Here is an 18,101-nt window from a genome sequence, read left to right as displayed (position 1 = left end):
CTACTTTAAAATGCTACTTTAAAAACACTGCCATAGCCTTCTTAAACAATCCACCATAAGGCGGCAACAACAGATTCAGACCATTCAACTTAGATTGTACAAACACCGGCTTCATGTGGCTTAAACGCTCAAATCCTGCTTTGCCATGGTAAGCACCTGTACCAGAATCGCCAACACCACCAAACGGTAAATCATGCTGAGCCACGTGTATCAAAACCTCATTAATACACAGACCACCTGAAACCGTATTATTACGTACTTTTTCTATGCCTCTATGGTTATCACCAAAGACATACAGCGCCAAAGGACGTGGACGCGCGTTAACAAAATGAATCGCCTCGTCAAGCGTCTCATAATGCATCAATGGCAAAATCGGTGCAAAAATTTCATTTTGCATGACTGCACTATCAGGAGCAGGTTCACTCACAATGATTGGCGGCATTAAACGCGTTTCGATATTGGCTTCAACAGCAGTCAGCTGACGTATCTCATCACCTGATAATGCATCTAGGTAGTCTTTAACGCGTTTAAACTGCTGGACATTAATCATACGTGAATAATCTGGGTTGTTTTCGATATTAGGATAATGCTTTTCCATCCACTCTTTTGCCAGACTGATAAACTGCTCATGATACTTGCGCTGAATCAGTACATAATCAGGGGCAATACAAGTTTGACCAGCGTTTAAGGTCTTACCCATCATCACACGATTCACCACTGTCTCTAAATTGGCACCGTCTAATACCATTACTGGTGACTTACCACCAAGCTCAAGCGTGACTGGTGTCAAGTTAGGCGCAGCGGCTGCCATGACTTTTTTGCCGACTGTTGTAGAACCAGTATATAGCAGGTGATCAAAGGGTAGCGAGCTGAATGCCGCGGCAATATCAACTTTGCCGAGTACCACACAAACCATATCTGGCGAAAAATAGCGAGCGATTGCATCAGCAAACGCTTGAGCAAATTGCGGTGCTGCCTCACTCATCTTAATCATCACCCGATTACCTGCCGTTAATGCATCAATCAACGGCCCTACTGCCAAAAATAGCGGGTAATTCCAAGGCACCATGATACCGACCACGCCTAATGGCTGCGGCTGGATCTCATTATGTGCAGGCATATACAAGGCTGAGATAGGCGCACGCTGCGTTTTCATCCATTTTTTGCCATGTTTTTTGGCATGGCTAATACCCGTAAAGCTCGGGAACAACTCGGCAAACTGCGTCTCAGATTCGCTACGATAGCCGAAGTCTGCGTTAATCGCTTCCGTAAAACCAATTTGGTTATCGCTAAGCATGACCTCTAAGTTGTCTAACTGAGTCTCGCGTGTTGCCCAATCATTTATTGGCTGCGTCCGGCTAAGTGCTTGCAAGTGTGCAAACTGCGATTGCATCTCATCGATAGTGTGAGCAGTACTGAGCACTTCAGACGCGTCTTGTGTTACTGGACTGATATCTACTGAGGTCGGCTCGCTAGCCTTTTTATTATTACCTGTCATTGTTCTTCCTTGTTATATGTATTGGCATCATTCTAGGGCATGTCCTCAATTCAATCGATAGTTATCTAAATGGGTTAAAAATGGCTAAATCTTGCCAAACGGCGTCAAATAGCTGACTAATATCTCGATATTATCTGCGCTATTTTCCTTGTTTGACTGCAATTTATCTCATTTTTATCACCATTTTTAAAATGAGGACACGCCCTAATTCACTATCTTTTAATGTAGCGTAGTGAACAGCGAATGAACAGCAGATTCCAGTAACTCCTACGTTCGTAAAAAAGTAATATGACACATCCTAGCTTATGTCTCTCCTTTACTCGTCACAGTTATTTATAAACTCTACACAGGTACAATTTATAGATTTTCAAGTTAGAGAATCCCAATTTATAGAAACCTAAATTATAAAGCCTCAACTTATAGAGAGGCAGCTTGCACAGACATTACTTACACAAGCATCGTTTACACAGACACAAAATATAACTTTGGGTGCCAATCTCAAAAACTGCTACACTTAATGCCAGAAATTAACACCTGCAAAACCTTAATAATGTATATCTAAAGATCAGACAACAATAAGACTGCCACTCTCATGGAAAACACCACACAACCGCTCAACGAAACGCTTGTCACTAAATACCTATCAACAGCCGACTATAACCCGACTCATGATGCGATGTTACAACGCACGCTTGAGCGCATTGCGTTAAAAAAAGAACAAGACTTACGGACGCCTGACGAGCTATGGATTGTCGATCATAATGATGTTTATACTCTTGGGCAGGCAGGTAAAGAAGAGCACATACTGCAACGTACTGACACCCCTATCATCAAGACAGATCGTGGCGGTCAAGTCACTTGGCACGGTCATGGACAATTGGTTGTTTATTGGTTGTTTGATTTGCACAGCTTGGGCTGGAGTGTGCGCCATTTAGTGTCTCATGCCGAACAAGCCATCGAAGATGTGATCAATGAGTGCTTACAAGAGTCTGATGCCTCGAAGAGTGAAAATATCAGCGCTCATGCACGCCGTGACGCCCCTGGGGTTTATTTATATGCGGATACTTCTGCACCAGATAGTAATACCGATACGCAAACCAACGATACACCTGTTGATGATAAAATCATGCTCGGGAAAATAGCATCACTCGGTTTTAAGATTAAGCACGGTTTTAGTTATCATGGTATCGCGTTAAACGTCAATTGCGACTTGGCGGCGTTTAATGCGATTAACCCTTGCGGTTATGCTGGCATGCAAATGCTGCGCTTATCAGATTTCGTCAATATGACTGAAAACGCTGCACCATCACTTAGCTACGAACAGGTCACACAAAAATTGATTGATAATATTGCTAAGCGTCATGCCGGTATTATTGAGTTACGAGCGATCGCACCAAAATAAATGCTTTGAGTCCATTTTTGCATAATCTTTTTTTGCATAATATCTTGCCCGCTTAGACTTAAGCATTTTGAGAAAATTTGTAGCAAACTTGCTATAATCGCTGTCGGTACAATTGGCGCAGCGATTATATGATAATAGCGCAGTCAAACCCTTATATATTATTCAAAGATTCAAAACAAAAGAAAACTGGAGCAGTTTATGGCTGATTTTAATAAAATTCTAGACGCAGGCGACGTAGATAACGGCATCATCAACGTAGTAGTAGAAATTCCAGCTGGTAGCAGTCACAAAATCGAATGGAATCGCGAGCTAGCAGTATTTGAGCTTGATCGTATTGATCCACAGATTTTTGCCAAGCCTTGTAACTATGGCTTTATCCCACAAACACTTGACGAAGATGGCGATGAGCTAGATGTGTTATTGCTTACTGAGCAACCATTACCAACTGGCATTTTCTTAAAAGCCAAAGTAATCGGTGTGATGAAGTTCGTCGATGATGGTGAAGTAGATGACAAAATCGTCGTCGTACCTGCTGACGACCGTGACACAGGCAACGCTTACAACAGCCTAGCTGATTTACCAAAACAGCTAATCAACCAGTTAGAGTACCACTTCAGCCATTACAAAGACCTGAAAAAACCAGGTAGCACTGTGGTTGAATCTTGGGACGATGTTGCAGAAGCGAAAGAAGTGATTAAAAAGTCTATCCAACGCTGGAAAGATCTATAATTTATCAAAGATTGGCAGAAATGCTGATACAGATAGATACTAAAATACCGCAATCATCATTTTGATTGCGGTATTTTTTTGCTTGAATATTTAAATGTTCAACAGACCCTGTTTATAAAGCCGTTATAATAAACAAGACATCATCTTTAAATTTTTACGTTGCAATAAGGACAATCATGTTTAACCCCGACCCTAGCGCAAAGTCAGTCAACTCAAAACTGCCAAAAGCGGTCATTATGATGATCGAAAAAAACAATATAGTCATGGCCATCAAAACACTGGCTGAAGATGAAAACATCAGTATGGATGAAGCCAAGGTACGGATTGATGCCTATGAGACGCAGCTAAAGGTAAAACAGCAGCAAAAACTCAATACTATCGCCAGTAAGCAAGGCATACCTCATCAAGCTATCAGCTTTGATAGAGAGCCCGAAACCGAAGATGAATCTGATAAATTGGTGAAAAACCGTCTCAAAGCCAATAAAAAAGGTAAATCATTCAAAAACCTACAGGATGGCGTAGACGGCAAACTAAATGATTTAGGATGTAAAAAACCACTACTACCTTATTGGACAAAACGGTTGTTGGTTATTGCTGTCATTATGGCAGGACTGTTTTGGATACTGTGGCAAGTGTTTGGTTAGAATTCCGTACCGAGTAACCAGAGCTAATTTAAGTAGTTCCATTATGGCGGTCTGTTTTAAGTGGTCTGCTAATCCATTTGAGGGGCGAAATAGCTGGCTCCCTTAGGGTATACTCTACGCTAACTATAACTTCATAAGGGTTTTAAATGCCAGATACCTATATAGAGATTTACACCGAGCATCAAAGTGATACTTGCTTAGAATGGGTAAATAGCATGGTTAAAATGCTGATGAACTTCTACGAAGACACAAGAGGATTAACATGGTCAGGGGTATATTCAGAAACTTACCAAGGTAAAGGGTACACTTTCGTCCATCTAGCTACTTTACTCAAACACAGTGAACATGATGCTTATAAATTACTTTTTGATTTCATTCAAGAACGATGCCTATTACTCATTAAAAACCGCCCTGATGACTGTCATATCTTATTGACTCCGCAGTCCTCAACAGATTACAAAGATGGTTTAGGTCTAGGTAATAGCCAGACTACTCAAAAATTCATCCAATTTCCTAATGTTGGAGTAACTACTTCAAGATTTGCAGGTTATAGACGAATAGAGGTCATCATGGCGCATAAAAAAACTGGGTTTAGTGTCATTGCTAACGATCATAGAAGTCAGATTGGCAATACAGAAATAGCAGGTCAGTATCTGTATTCTAGAATACAGTTTTATAAATATTTACCTAAGGAGGCTATTTGGTATTAGGGCGTGTCATCAATTAAGCCAAACCACGCAAGAGACCAGATGAATGGCACTAAGGAAATGACTGGCTAACTTATCATAACGAGTGGCAATCGCACGGTACTGTTTGATCTTGGCAAAGAAGTTTTCAATTAGATGCCTTGCTTTATAGAGCTCTTCGTCCAAGTCTCTTGGCTGCAGCCGATGACACTTTGAAGGTATGACTGCATGGCCTTGTACTGCTTTAATCGGTTCAATAACACGGGCATCAGCATCGTAAGCTCTATCGGCAAGCCAAGTTTGGCTAATACTGACATCAAGCAGTTCATCTGAGCCACACAGGTCATGAGCTGCGCCACCCGTCAGATAAAAGCCAGTAGGATTGCCTAATGCATCTGTACGAGTATGTATTTTAGTGGTCAGTCCACCTTTGCTGCGTCCAATGGCTTGATCCCTTTTTTTCCAGCACTGTGCTGGTGGGCTTTAACAATCGTGGCATCTAGCATGGCATATTCGTCATCGGATTGTTCAGAGAGTTGATTAAAAACCTGCTCCCATACGCCTTTTTTTGACCAGCGACTAAAACGAGTATGAATCACTCTGAAGTCGCCAAAGCGTTCAGGTAGGTCACGCCAAGGTATGCCGGTCTTGTAACGGTACAGAACCGCTTCTACGAACAAGCGGTTATCCTTTGCAGTAACACCAACGTCACTTGGTTTACCAGGTAGAATGTCTTTAATTCTCTCCCATTGGTCATCACGTAGGGCATGTCGTCTTGTCATAATAGTTGAGCTCAGTTTGCTATATATAGAATTAGTATAGCTTATTTTAAAATATCTCTGCTAATTGATGACACGCCCTAGAACACTTTAGTATTCAATAATTATACATCATCAATCTACACGACAAGTATCACTTGAAGTACACTACGATTATCAGAACAATTCAACCTATTGATACTACTAACCTACAGCCTACAGTTCGAGTCCTCACTAGAGTGTCAAACCAGTAAAAGCACTTGATTGGTTCGCCATAGGTATGCCCAAAATATAAATCCTCTAAACGATAACTCATCTGTTAATAGTCGAAGCGATTCATGAACTTGACTTTAAACCTATAGATCGAGTTGTATGGCGTTTTGCCATATATTTACCCAGTAAGGGTAAGCAAAATGCTGGTAATTGAAAAGCACCCAGTAACGGTAAAAACACCGCACCCATAAAAGGTGCCGTTATGGTGTAAGCAAGCAATACATTGCGTCCACCGCACACCAACGCAGCGATGATGGCGTTTTCATAGCCAAAACGCCGATATATTATGTAAGCCGTAAAATAAAACACCAATGCCAATACAAAACTTAGCACCAGTAACAACAATGCTTGCCACGGATTATGATCAAAGGTGGTACGAAACCCTGCCATCAGTCCAAGTGGAAACAACATCAGCAGTAAAATATTAAACTGCCCAATTTTGGGATAGTAACGCGACAAAACAGCAGGTGAAACGAACCGACGCACCCCAAAAGCTAATACTATTGGCATAACAATATAAATCAACAAACGATTGACATAAGTGCCAATGTCTATGTGCGCATTTTTATCGCCCAATAGCCACAATACGCCTAATAATGTACATGGCATGATGAGCGTAGCAGCGATAGTTTTTGCCGTCGCCAGCTGTGCATCAAACCCCACCGCATTGACCAATGCACCACTACCAAATAACGGGGCAGTAGCACCAAGCCCTGCAATCGCCAACAGCCAATCGCCACGCACACCAAGCGCATAGGCAATTAGTATTAAAGCCAGACTTATACCTCCGCTTTGTAACAAAGCAAAAACCCACACATAGCTTGTCGCTATACGCTTTAACAGTGCATATTGATCGATGCCGAGTAAAGTAAAAAACATTAAGAAAAACAGCATTTGAGGTAAATATATCAATACCACATTGGATACGTCTGGAAAAACAAAGCCAAAAATTGCGCAAACGGGCATAATTAATGTGCCATGACGCGCAATAAACCGAAGAAGCATGATCTTTCCTAATAAAAAACATTCATATAAAAAGGTATGACTCCCCTTTTTTACCATCCATTATGCAAATAATCCCCACATGATACTACTTTAGTATTTTAATTACCTAATCATACCACTGTGACGGTTTGCTACTTTTTTGGCCCAATCAGATAAACCTCATGTAAATTGAGAACACACCCTAAAAAGATGCCAGCCCGAACGCTCGACGATATATCTGCTATTATAGCGATAACGTACAAATGTATATTCTAAAGAAACTTTCTTGAGACTCACCATGATCCTTCTGCATACCTCGCTCACCAGCAAGACAACCCTCTTTTTAACAGCAGCGATATTATCCGTGTCGGCACTGGCTGCTGATTTTAACCAAACCCAATATTTGGCTGATCAAGCTGATGCTAAGGCTCAATATAGCCTTGGCTTGGCTTATTACAACGGCCAAGGCGTGCGTCAAGATTACAGTAAAGCGGCTAAGTGGTATCAAAAAGTAGCCAACCAAGGCGATGCTGATGCTGATGCTGATGCTGATGCTGATGCTGATGCTCAATATATGCTTGGGCTGATGTACGATCAAGGCGAAGGTGTTCGTCAGAATAATGCTACTGCTAAAGAATGGTTTGGTAAATCTTGTAATAACGGTCTTCAAGTTGGTTGTAATAAGTTTCAACAATTAAATGCAAAATAGAAAGCCTTAGAGCTTTTCAGAAAAAAAGATAAAGAGGTTATTGAAAATAACCTCTCAACTTTATGCTGCTCAATCCTCAATACTATTGACCCAACCAAACTCTTCCAGGATACGCATCCATTGATCGTCTAATCCCGCTTTTAGCAATAACGGCTCGCCAGTGACCGGATGGCTGAGCGCTAAAGTCTGAGCATGTAGCAGCATGCGCGTACAGTCATATTGAGTACGAAAAAACCGCGTATGACGTATATCACCGTGACTGGTATCACCCACAATGTGATGGAATAAATGCCTCATATGTCGACGCAGCTGATGCTTACGTCCAGTCTCAGGAGTCAAACGCATAAGACTATAGCGGCTAGTGGCGTGTTTTTTTGATACCGCAAATGGTAGCTCAATTTGTGCCAAACTCTGCCAGTGGGTAACCGCTTCTTGAGCAGGTTTGTCCAAGTTGGCAAACTTATCAGCGATGGCATCGGGCTTAAAGCTCAACGCATAATCAACGCTACCCTGCTCTGACATAAAGCCGCGCACCACAGCTAAATACTGCTTGGTCACTTGGTGTGCAGTAAACGCCTCGGTCAGACTACGTGCCACAGCTGAGCTCTTGGCAAACAACAACACGCCCGATGTAGGCCTATCCAACCTATGCACCGGAAACACATGACAACCCACCGCATCACGAGTGAGTTGTAGGGCAAAGCGCGTCTCGCCTCTATCCAGCCAGCTGCGATGCACCAGTAGCCCAGCTTCTTTATTAATCGCCACCAGATGCTCATCTTCATAGATGATTTCTATTTGATTGACGATATCACTTTCGGAGCCCGTGTTTTCGATATTCATGTTTTCAGTGCCCATACTTTAGGTCTTAATGAAGCCGTTTCATCGTATAAGTTGTGCTAACTTTTAACAGAATCTAGGGTCTGTCCTCATTTTTAAAATGGAGGAACGCCCTAGCCAAAACGCTGTTGCAAATAAGCATTGATATCATTAGATTCATACATCCATTGGACATCATCGTTTTCTTGAATACGTAAACAAGGCACTTTTATCCGTCCACCGTTTTCAGCAAGCTCATTGCGAAATTGCTCATTATTTTTTGCATCTCGTAGCTCAACAGGCACATTCAACTTGTGAATTTGACGGCGGACTTTGACGCAAAAAGGACAAGATTGAAATTGATATAAAGACAATCCTTCACCAGCCTGATTAACTAAAGCTTGCTCTTCCTCAGTGCGAGTCATGGCTTTACCTTGCGTCATGACACTTATACCAGCGATAATTCGCCCTAGACCTTCTCGTAGTAATTTAACTAACATCCTTACCTCTTCAAATTATATTATTTGGTTTTTTTGACCCTTTGAGAGTCAATCATCAATTTATATTTGTGTGATTGTTAATGCTTCTCAGGTATACACACTTTAGCACTCATACTTTTTAAAACATCAAAAAAGCACCCTACCAACTATTTTTACTTCATTTCAAAGCATATATCTCTCAACGTCAGTGATGCTCACCAGGGAGTATTTTTGCAAAAATACGCTGTGCCAGGTTGGGTTTTCTATCCCTCGTTCGAGCAGCAGTCGAGCTAGGAAATATACGATAACCAATGGACTGAATACTCACATTAAATGAAGGCATCAAAGAATAACTGGCCGAGGCAAACTTGCCCATGTTACTGGCAATACTATTGGGCTTGTCGACGATAGCTCTTGCAACCATCATTGCTGCTTCATCAGGCATCAACGCTGGCATATAGCGATATAGCTTGGTTGGAGCAATCATAGGTGTACGAACCAATGGCATAAAGATATTGGTGACTTTAATATTGTCACCTTTCACTTCCGCTGCTAAACAACGGCTAAAAGCATCCAATGCAGATTTGGAAGCCACATAAGCGGCAAATCTTGGGCTATTGGCCAACACACCAATCGATGAAATATTGACAATTTGACCCGTTTGACGTCCAATCATCGTTGGTAAAAACCCTAAAATAATTTTGACGGCCCCAAAATAATTGATTTCCATGGTACGCTCAAAATCATGAAAACGATTGACTGACTCATGGACTGAACGTCGAATCGAACGACCTGCATTATTTACCAATATGTCGATATGCTTAAAGTCAGCTAGGATTTTTTGACTTGTAGCCTCAATGGCAACCATATCAGTGAGGTCACACGCATAGTAGTTTGCCTTACCCCCCAATCTTTCTATTTTATCTTTGACCATTTTTAGCTTGTCTTCGGTACGTGCCAATAAAATAACATGTGCACCGCACTCACTAAGCAAAAAGGCGGTACGCTCACCGATACCACTTGAGGCACCAGTAATAATAATGATTTTGTCTTTAACAACGCTAGTGATTGCTGTCTTTGATGGATTGGCCATAAAAATTCCTTTTTGTTTGTCCCATTCCTATGATCGTTCGATTATAGAATAACAAGAAAACATAAGATAAAGTGAATTAAGGTAAAGTGAATAATAAAACTACGGTCTTATTCAGATAGGGTGAGGGCTTTAGAATTTCAAAAGCCAATAAAGGCATGGTTGTCTGATTTAAAATTTTGGTGATTCATTCATGGGCTTTTAAAAAATCTTCAACGGCCTGAAACTGCCCTGCAGTACTTTCTTCGCTATACATGGCTTGCCTAAAAGCGTTGGATTTTGGAATACCTGTCGTATACCAAGCGATATGTTTGCGCGCGATGCGGCAGCCAGAGTATTCACCATAAAAGGCATATAACTCTTGCAAATGTGTTAATACAATTTCTTTTATTTCACTGATACCGGGCGCATCAAGATGCTCACCAGTCCGTAAGAAATGTCCGATATCACGAAATAACCATGGCTGACCTTGAGCGGCGCGGCCAATCATAACGGCATCACAGCCAGTCAGCTCGTACACACGCTGTGCTTTTGTCGGGCTATGGATATCACCGTTAGCAATGACTGGGATACTGATGCTTTCTTTGACTTCACGTATCAGATCGTAGCGCGCCTCTCCGGTATACATATCCTCTCGCGTACGCCCGTGTATAGCGATAGCAGCAATACCGGCTTGCTCTGCCCGCTTGGCCACTCGTAAAATATTTTCGCGGCCATTTTCATAACCCAGTCGCGTCTTCAGAGTGACTGGTGCATCCACCGCATTCACAGCAGCATCTAACAGACAGGCGACTAAGTCTTCATCTTGTAATAATGCAGATCCTGCCAGCTTGCGGCATACTTTTTTGGCAGGGCAGCCCATATTGATATCGATTATTTGCGCGCCATTATCAATCTGATAACGCGCCGCTTCCGCCAACTTATCTGGCTCGGCTCCTGCTATTTGCGCTGAAATAGGGGCAATCTCACCATCAAAATTGGCACGGTATAATGATTTTTTGCGAGCGTATAGCGCGGTATCGGCGATGATCATCTCGCTCACCGCATGACCTGCGCCAAATGATTTGCACAATTTACGAAATGGGTTGTCAGTCACGCCTGCCATAGGGGCAACCATCAAACGGTTTTCAATCGTAAGACCACCAATATTTAACGGCTGTAATAATGGATGCTCAGATACTGGCAAAGACGAGAGTGGAATAGGAAAATCTATAGACATAAAAAACGGCTTGATTTACGAGGAAAACAAGCCGTTATTCTAAGGGTTCGTACGCGTATTGCAAGCTATTCACGTGAATAACTTGCATCAATAAACACTAATTTATCATCATTGAGCGTATTACTTATCAAACACACTACCCTGCTCTAAAGTAATATCTTCATCGTGTTCTTGCATGCGCCACGGTAAACTGTCAGGCGATACATTTAAGAAATGCAGATACTTTTCAAACTGATCTATGATGTCATTGATAACCGATTCTGTTTTATAACCATACAAATCATAGGTTTGACCCCCGCGGCGTAAATATACCTCAGCACGGTGATGATGCTCTTGTGGCAATTCTCCTGCAGTCGCTTCGGTATAATCAGGCGCTTCGTGCTCAGATAGACGTACCTCATACCAAAACTCGACATCATCGCCACGATGTAATTCTAGTACGGCACGGTTGTTTATCGCATCATAGTTAACATCAGTAATCCAACCCGTTTCTGCAAACTTTTCTGATACTTCTACCATCGACGGCATAACCACATTTTTGATATACATCAATACCTTGTCACGAGTTGGCTGCTCAGTAATATAATCAATACGGTCACGCCATGCTGACGGCTTAAGTAGATGTGGTGGTAATCGGTTGTCGTTATCTAAGCTTTGATCGCGATGACCTTCAATCCGTAACGCACGCCACATACCAAAGATAGAAATCAATATGATAACAGCGAAAGGCAACGCACTGACAATAGCAGCAGTTTGCAATGCTGTCAGACCGCCTGCCAATAGTAACACTGCCGCTACAGCACCTTCTGTCACTACCCAAAAAGTACGCTGCCACCATGGTGTATCGCTACGGCCACCAGCAGCGAGTGAATCAATAACCAATGATCCTGAATCTGATGAAGTCACAAAAAACGTGATGATGAGCAATATCGTCAGCGACGACACAAACTGAGTAAATGGCAAGTTTTCAAATAATTTAAACAAAGCGATGGCTTGGTTGTTTTGTACCTCACTAATAAGCGAAGTATAGCCATCCATCATAATCATATGTAGAGCCGTATCACCGAACACAGCAAACCAAAAGAATGTGAAAAAGGTAGGTACCAGCATAACGCCTAGCACAAACTCACGAATAGTACGACCACGGCTGATTTTGGCAATAAATAGCCCAACAAACGGAGCCCAAGCAATCGTCCATGCAAAGATAAACAGCGTCCAACTACCGATCCAGTCACTACTCTCGTAAGCTTGTAAACTAAAGGTACGCTCAACAATATTGCCCAGATAACTGCCCGTATTTTCCATAAAGGCATTTAAAATAAAAATGGTAGGGCCAACAATAAATACAAAGACCATCAGTGATGTGGCCAGTACCATATTGAGTATCGACAGCCGCTTAACACCTTTATCCATACCTGCTAGCACCGATACTAAGGCAGCCGCTGTAATGACAGCAATGGCTATCACCTGTACTGTGGTATTAACTGGAACAATATCGGGTAGCAGATAGTTAAGACCGGCATTAATTTGCGATACTGACAAACCTAAGCTGGTGGCGATACCAAACAACGTACCCAAAATAGCGAATACATCAACCGTATGACCAATCGGCCCATGAATTTTTTCACCAATTAATGGATACAATGTGGAACGCATAGACAAGGGTAGTCCATGACGAAACGCGAAATACGCAAGCGACAACCCTACCACACCATAAATAGCCCAAATGTGAAAGCCCCAATGAAAATAAGCAATTTGCATCGCCTCTTTCGCTGCATGAATGGTTTCGGGCGTAGATAAAGGTGGGCTGGCAAAATGAATAACCGGTTCTGCTACCCCATAAAATAGTAAAGCAATACCGTAACCTGCTGAAAACAGCATGGCAAACCATTCTAGAAACTTATATTCAGCCTCTCCATGGTCTGGTCCAAGCTTGATATTGCCATATGATGAAAATGCCAACACAATGATAAACAGTAAAAATATGGCAACCGCCAACATGTAAAACCAACCAAAAGTCTCGGTCGTAAAGGTTAGTACAGAACTAAATAACTCACCTGCAGCTTCTGGGTTAATGGCAGTACCAACAACCAATAAAATCATGACGATAGCAGCTGGCAAAAATACGGGCAGTAAAATAGTGGATCGAGCAGTTTTATCTTTCATAAAAGTGATCTCACAAAATAGGTTTTCAATTATTATTTAAAATCAGTCTCTAACAAGAGACCTAAGACGATAGGAGTTTCCGTTATTAAGATAACAATCGTTAAAGATAGCCGTTAAAGCGAGTCATCAAATAGAATCACTAAAACTAGAAAAAACTGCTTATTATCATAAATAGCAAATACGCAAATAATGGCTTATTAATAAACAACGCCTGCAATATAGGTATAAAAAATATTTTTGACGTTTATTAAAATAACAATGGAACAACATGCGGTTATATGTAGCATATTTATCGTGATGACCCTAATATTCGACCTAAGATGTAACATTATTTTAACATTTGTTACCTGACTATTACCAAATAACAAAAAAGGCCGCTTGCAGGCGACCTTTTTCATACCGGGCTGATAATCGCTATTAAAAGCAACTAATAACGAATATGGTGTATTAAATACTAACCAGTAATAGCAGAAGCTAGTTGTTGGGCAAGTTTGGCCAACTGCTCATGATCGGCCATTACAGCAGCATGATGACCTAGCTCATGGATATTGGTAGGAATAAGATGTACATGATAATGGAACACTGTTTGCCCTGCTTGCGCACCATTTAGCTGCATTTGAATAATTCCTTCACGCGCAAACACTTGGCGCTGCGCCTGCATGACTTTTTGAGATGTCATCAAAACAGCAGCTGCATACTCTGGTTCAAGGTCGGCCAAATCAACAGCTTTTTGTTTCGGTATTACCAATACATGACCTTCCGCTTGCGGCATGATATCCATAAAGGCTAGGGTTTTATCATCCTCATACACTTTATGACACGGAATATCACTGGTTAGCATTTTGGCAAAAATATTGTTGTCATCGTACGCTGTGGCTTGTTGATTAATATCAGTCATTATTATTCCTTTCAATGTAATGTTGTCGTTACTAGGGCGTGTTGAACATTCAAATATTAGGGCTGCTGATCGCTAAAATTGCACCAAACTAGGCGCAAGCCGACGATAATGTCGAGACCTTAACTAGGCTTGTAACGACGTTTGGGGTGATTTTAGCATCAGCCTTGAGAACGGATCCAGCAAAGCACTGCTTTGCCCGTTTGCAAGGCGAGAGCTATGCTCGAGTGGAGGGCAGTACTCTTTTTTGCCAATACATGGCGAAATTGTTTAACCTAGAATGACTAGGTATCAAAAATTTCACTGCATATTGTCTAAAAAATAGTCACTGCCAGCACCACATTTGAATGTTCAACACGCCCTGTTTATTGTTTAAAACAGATTGAAGCGTGCGTAATATAGTGGACGAAATATAGGCTAAGCACAAGTTACTACCATGCTCACTATAAAAAATAATACCAGTAAATTACGTTAACAATTAAGCAATTTATTGGCGAGCCATGCCCTTAAAATGTTATATTAACCCTCTATTTTAATAACACCATGTTTATGGACTCGCCTACTTTGACCTCTCAATCAAATAACAATTACGCTAATGTACATCTTGATACCACACTATCAACGACCACATCCGATGATATGATATCTGCTAGTAATACTGAACAAACAAGCACGCAGAATGCGACTCAAATGCTTGCGCCAAACAGTATTATTTTAGCAGACGTACTGACTGACAAAACCATTGCATGGCGAATTCATAACTGTAAAATCAGCAAAAAAACCGTCACTCAAGATTTACCGCTACCTTTTCTGTATCATTATGACAGCTTAGAAGACAGTATCAAACAAACACATCCACTGACACCTGCTCTATTAGCGCAATTTAACACACCGATGACGGCTCAAGCAGCTGCTAAGCTCATCGGGATTGATGCCACACTGCTTGCTAACCCTTGGCAGGTAAAGGTCGTCGGCTCACTGGTCGTATTCAGTGAAACATTGCAATTGGCTGTACGGCTGCATTGGACCAATACGGGCAAAGACGCACAGCAAATTTATACTAAAGAGGCAACAGACGCGCTCACTACCGCATTTAAAGATTGGCAGTTTTTTGGCCGTATAGATGTACTCTATAAAAACAACCGTCAACCCTTAATTAGTATCGACGAACAACACAATGGCACGGAATCGATATTAACGATTGAGACCAGTACAGACTATCAGCTTTTACCGGCCACTCATGCTTTAGCGATTATCGCCAAACTGGACAAAGATAAAGCCGAGCTACCTTGGTTTGAAACAGCCATATTAGAACGTTTGGAGTAGTACTTATCCGTCCTATTTTTTATCACAAGCAGCGAATTATTTTCAGCTATTCATAGCTAATGGTATGGTAGCGACCTAGTATTATTCACTAGTCCTCAAACCGTATAAAAAGCACACTATTGACATCACGGCTGATGCTGCACATTTTAACGAACCTAGCCTATTTGTAAGGAATATCACATGGATTATCGCTCAAAAACCTCTACCGGTGGTCGTAATATGGCAGGTGCACGCGCACTATGGCGTGCAACTGGCATGACTGATGGCGACTTTGGCAAACCTATTATTGCTATTGCCAACTCATTTACCCAGTTCGTACCAGGTCACGTGCATTTAAAAGACTTAGGTCAACTGGTCGCACGTGAGATTGAGCAGGCAGGTGGCGTGGCCAAAGAATTCAATACTATTGCTGTCGATGATGGTATTGCGATGGGCCATAGCGGTATGCTGTATTCGCTACCAAGTCGTGACTTAATTGCCGATTCTGTCGAGTACATGGTCAATGCTCACTGCGCAGATGCTTTAGTCTGTATTTCTAACTGCGATAAAATCACCCCAGGCATGTTAATGGCAGCGATGCGCTTAAACATTCCTGTTGTGTTCGTCTCTGGCGGACCTATGGAAGCCGGTAAAGTCATTGCCAGTACTGTCGCACAAAGCCACAATAACGATGGTGGCAACGGTACACATACCACTGACAATAAAGGTAATGCGATTCGTAAGCTTGATTTAGTCGATGCGATGATGGATGCTGCTGACGATAATATCAGTGACGAAGATGTCTTGGCCATCGAAAGCTCAGCCTGCCCCACTTGTGGCTCTTGCTCTGGTATGTTTACTGCCAACTCAATGAACTGTTTGACCGAAGCATTAGGGCTATCATTGCCAGGTAATGGCTCATTACTAGCAACTCATGCGATGCGCCGTGAATTGTTCTTAAAGGCTGGTCGTACGATTGTCTCTTTGGCCAAACGCCGTTATGAGCAAGATGATGACTCAGTGCTACCACGCTCTATCGCGACCAAAGCGGCTTTTGAAAATGCCATGAGCTTAGATATCGCGATGGGTGGATCAACCAATACTATCTTGCATTTGCTAGCAGCGGCCAATGAAGCGGAAGTTGATTTTAAAATGGCCGATATCGATCGTCTAAGCCGCGGCGTGCCTTGCCTCTCTAAAGTCGCACCTGCTTCACAGAAATATCATATGGAAGATGTGCACCGAGCTGGTGGCGTAATGGCATTGCTTGCTGAGCTTGACCGTGCAGGCTTACTAACCACTGACCTCCCAACTATCCATAGTGCAACGATGAAAGAAGCCATCGACACATGGGATATCATGAATCCAGACAATGCTGAAGCGCGAGCACTATATGTTGCTGCACCTGGTGGTATTCGTACGACACAAGCCTTTTCACAATCCAAAGAATGGTCTAATCTCGATGTTAATCGCGAATCAGGCTGTATCCGTAGCGTTACTCATGCTTATTCACAAGATGGCGGCTTAGCAGTACTGTATGGCAACATTGCTGAGCGTGGCTGTGTGGTAAAAACAGCTGGCGTTGATGACAGTATTTTGGTATTTACTGGCCGCGCGCGTCTATTTGAATCGCAAGATGATGCCGTTGCAGCTATCTTGGATGACCAAATCGTTGCCGGTGATGTAGTAATCATTCGTTACGAAGGCCCTAAAGGTGGCCCAGGTATGCAAGAGATGCTTTATCCAACAACTTACCTGAAGTCAAAAGGTTTGGGTAAAAAATGTGCGCTACTGACTGATGGGCGTTTCTCTGGCGGTACATCTGGCCTATCTATTGGTCATGCCAGCCCTGAAGCTGCTGAAGGTGGTGCGATTGGTCTGGTAGAAGAAGGTGATACCATTCATATTGACATTCCTAACCGTACTATCAACATCCAAGTGAGCGATGAAGCTTTGGCAGAACGCCGTGAAGCTATGGAAGCTCGTGGTCGTGATGCTTGGAAACCTGTAAGCCGTGAGCGTTACGTTACTCCTGCATTACGTGCTTATGCAGCCATGACTACCAGTGCCGATACTGGTGCAATACGTGACGTAAGCCAAGTAGAGCGCTAAACACTAAGTACAGAAACAGCTCAGACTTTAAAACTCTGTTTGTTTTAAGAGTCACAAATATTGAAATTATAAAAAGCCTGCCTATATTGTGCAGGCTTTTTTTCACTAAAAAACAACGTAGACCGTCGTTTGATAACTATTTTTTGCGGAAACCATCATGTTTTGTTGTCATGATAAAAGACAGACCGACAAGTCATTAGTCATCGATCCTCAGTATGGCTCGATAGTGGGCTTTCTTTTATAAAAAAATAACAATCAACTGACTCTCGTGCGTGACTCTTATGATCGAAAACTATAATTTATTCTTATTAGTCTGTGGTGTCGCTTTTTTAT

General features: G+C 42.1%; 15 protein-coding genes and 1 pseudogene. 7 read left to right on the top strand and 9 right to left on the bottom strand.

Annotated features, from left to right (window positions below; all coding sequences use genetic code 11):
• Positions 1-13: 13 nt before the first annotated feature.
• Positions 14-1,498 carry a coniferyl aldehyde dehydrogenase gene (locus ACT3RN_RS01840; protein WP_192518739.1) on the bottom strand — a complete coding sequence of 495 codons (1,485 nt, stop codon included), beginning with the start codon at positions 1,496-1,498 and terminating at the stop codon, positions 14-16.
• 592 nt (positions 1,499-2,090) lie between these two features.
• Here ACT3RN_RS01840 and lipB point away from each other — a divergent pair.
• The 4 genes from lipB to ACT3RN_RS01820 all read left to right on the top strand — a co-directional run bounded on the left by lipB (position 2,091) and on the right by ACT3RN_RS01820 (position 4,983).
• Positions 2,091-2,900 carry a lipoyl(octanoyl) transferase LipB gene (lipB, locus tag ACT3RN_RS01835; RefSeq protein ID WP_192518740.1) on the top strand — a complete coding sequence of 270 codons (810 nt, stop codon included), beginning with the start codon at positions 2,091-2,093 and terminating at the stop codon, positions 2,898-2,900.
• A gap of 198 nt (positions 2,901-3,098) precedes the next feature.
• Entirely contained in the window at positions 3,099-3,629 is a 531-nt protein-coding gene (locus ACT3RN_RS01830) for an inorganic diphosphatase (RefSeq protein WP_192518741.1), read from the top strand.
• A 176-nt stretch (positions 3,630-3,805) separates the two neighbouring features.
• Positions 3,806-4,273 (top strand): hypothetical protein, encoded by a 468-nt coding sequence (locus ACT3RN_RS01825; protein WP_192992502.1) that lies wholly within the window; start codon positions 3,806-3,808, stop codon positions 4,271-4,273.
• A 146-nt stretch (positions 4,274-4,419) separates the two neighbouring features.
• Positions 4,420-4,983, top strand: a complete 564-nt coding sequence (locus ACT3RN_RS01820; protein WP_192992501.1) for a peptide chain release factor family protein — start codon at positions 4,420-4,422, stop codon at positions 4,981-4,983.
• A gap of 9 nt (positions 4,984-4,992) precedes the next feature.
• On the opposite strand, the pseudogene ACT3RN_RS01815 reads toward ACT3RN_RS01820, so the two are convergent.
• Positions 4,993-5,741 (bottom strand): annotated as a pseudogene (locus ACT3RN_RS01815) (IS5 family transposase).
• 312 nt (positions 5,742-6,053) lie between these two features.
• Positions 6,054-6,995, bottom strand: a complete 942-nt coding sequence (locus ACT3RN_RS01810) for a lantibiotic ABC transporter permease (RefSeq protein WP_192992666.1) — start codon at positions 6,993-6,995, stop codon at positions 6,054-6,056.
• A gap of 265 nt (positions 6,996-7,260) precedes the next feature.
• Between ACT3RN_RS01810 and ACT3RN_RS01805 the strand changes: the two genes are divergently transcribed.
• On the top strand, positions 7,261-7,683 hold the full coding sequence (locus tag ACT3RN_RS01805) for a tetratricopeptide repeat protein (protein WP_442074763.1): 423 nt from the start codon (positions 7,261-7,263) through the stop codon (positions 7,681-7,683).
• A 69-nt stretch (positions 7,684-7,752) separates the two neighbouring features.
• Here ACT3RN_RS01805 and truC read toward each other — a convergent pair whose 3' ends face one another.
• The 6 genes from truC to ACT3RN_RS01775 all read right to left on the bottom strand — a co-directional run bounded on the left by truC (position 7,753) and on the right by ACT3RN_RS01775 (position 14,354).
• Positions 7,753-8,541 carry a tRNA pseudouridine(65) synthase TruC gene (gene truC / locus ACT3RN_RS01800; protein ID WP_225739302.1) on the bottom strand — a complete coding sequence of 263 codons (789 nt, stop codon included), beginning with the start codon at positions 8,539-8,541 and terminating at the stop codon, positions 7,753-7,755.
• A 95-nt stretch (positions 8,542-8,636) separates the two neighbouring features.
• A complete protein-coding gene (locus tag ACT3RN_RS01795; protein ID WP_192520471.1) occupies positions 8,637-9,002 on the bottom strand; it encodes a glutaredoxin domain-containing protein in 366 nt (121 codons plus the stop codon).
• Between the two features lie 184 nt (positions 9,003-9,186).
• Complete coding sequence (locus tag ACT3RN_RS01790) at positions 9,187-10,074, bottom strand: SDR family NAD(P)-dependent oxidoreductase (protein WP_192520470.1); 888 nt, start codon at positions 10,072-10,074, stop codon at positions 9,187-9,189.
• 184 nt (positions 10,075-10,258) lie between these two features.
• Positions 10,259-11,290, bottom strand: coding sequence for a tRNA dihydrouridine synthase DusB (dusB, locus tag ACT3RN_RS01785; protein ID WP_192520469.1), 1,032 nt, complete (start codon positions 11,288-11,290; stop codon positions 10,259-10,261).
• 120 nt (positions 11,291-11,410) lie between these two features.
• Positions 11,411-13,456: a BCCT family transporter gene (locus ACT3RN_RS01780; protein ID WP_192520468.1), complete on the bottom strand. Its 2,046-nt coding sequence runs from the start codon at positions 13,454-13,456 to the stop codon at positions 11,411-11,413.
• A gap of 454 nt (positions 13,457-13,910) precedes the next feature.
• Positions 13,911-14,354 carry an HIT family protein gene (locus ACT3RN_RS01775; RefSeq protein WP_192518772.1) on the bottom strand — a complete coding sequence of 148 codons (444 nt, stop codon included), beginning with the start codon at positions 14,352-14,354 and terminating at the stop codon, positions 13,911-13,913.
• A gap of 561 nt (positions 14,355-14,915) precedes the next feature.
• Between ACT3RN_RS01775 and ACT3RN_RS01770 the strand changes: the two genes are divergently transcribed.
• Positions 14,916-15,677, top strand: a complete 762-nt coding sequence (locus ACT3RN_RS01770; RefSeq protein WP_226945175.1) for a hypothetical protein — start codon at positions 14,916-14,918, stop codon at positions 15,675-15,677.
• 180 nt (positions 15,678-15,857) lie between these two features.
• Positions 15,858-17,768 (top strand): dihydroxy-acid dehydratase, encoded by a 1,911-nt coding sequence (gene ilvD / locus ACT3RN_RS01765; protein WP_192992595.1) that lies wholly within the window; start codon positions 15,858-15,860, stop codon positions 17,766-17,768.
• The last annotated feature ends 333 nt before the right edge of the window (positions 17,769-18,101 follow it).

This window comes from Psychrobacter sp. AOP5-GZ1-6, from assembly GCF_052376345.1.
Lineage (GTDB): Bacteria > Pseudomonadota > Gammaproteobacteria > Pseudomonadales > Moraxellaceae > Psychrobacter.
Note: the sequence above shows the minus strand (reverse complement) of the source record. Positions and strands in the feature narration are given on the sequence as shown.